At 65.7% G+C, this 868-nt stretch carries 1 protein-coding gene; it reads right to left on the bottom strand.

From position 1 onward, the window contains the following. Positions 1-8: 8 nt before the first annotated feature. A protein-coding gene (locus tag ON30_RS37875; protein ID WP_085999420.1) for an IS5 family transposase occupies positions 9-805 on the bottom strand; the annotation gives its coding sequence in 2 pieces (ribosomal slippage) (positions 9-463 and positions 463-805; 798 coding nt in all). Positions 806-868: the final 63 nt, after the last annotated feature.

Here is an 868-nt window from a genome sequence, read left to right on the forward strand (position 1 = left end):
AAGAGCTCCTAACAGGTTCGGTTGCTCAACCGTCGCCAGCAGATGAGTGCGGCTGCGAGGTCGAGGAATCCGTGGTGGATGTCGGTGCGGCGTTCCCAGCGGATCGCGAGGCGGCGGTATTGGTGGAGCAGGGCAAGGGATTGTTCGACGATCCATCGTCCCGAGACCTTGTCGTGGGTGCCGCGGCGCGGGATGTAGGCGGTGATGCCTCGTTGTCGCAGTTCGTCGTAGACGCGGGGGTAGTCGTAGCCCTTGTCCGCGATCAGGGTGGCGATCCGGCGACGCGGCCGTCCCGGGCGCCCGCGTAGGGGGCGTACCCGATCGAGCAGTTCGGGCAGCACCAGGTGGTCGTTGACGTTCGCCGCCGAGAGCGTGATCGCGAGGGGGAGTCCGTTGCCGCAGGTCAGGATGTGGTGTTTCGAGCCGGTCTTGCGGCGGTCAACCGGACTCGGGCCTGTGTCGGCGCCCCTTTTTTCGCCCGCACGTGCGAGCCGTCGGGGATGACCCGGTCGAAGTCGATCAACCCCGCAGCGTGGCAGTGAGCCAGCATCGTCTCGTGCACGGCCCCGAACACCCCGGCAGACTGCCAGTCCCGTAACCGTCGCCAACACGTCATGCCCGACCCGAACCCCAACTCCTGCGGCAGGTCTTCCCATCCGATCCCGGTGAACAGCACGAACAAGATCCCCTGCAACACCAGCCGATCGTCCATCCGTGCCGGACCTGGCGTTCCCGGCGCCCGGACCGGCAGTAGCGGCTCGATCACTGCCCACAACCGGTCATCCACTATCCACGGTGCCGCCACAACGAAACATACTGCACCGCAACGACAGTCATCGCCACTCAGGCGAACCTGTTAGGAGCTCTT

Origin of the sequence: Nocardia takedensis NBRC 100417 (genome assembly GCF_000308695.1) — a bacterium.
GTDB lineage: Bacteria > Actinomycetota > Actinomycetes > Mycobacteriales > Mycobacteriaceae > Nocardia > Nocardia takedensis.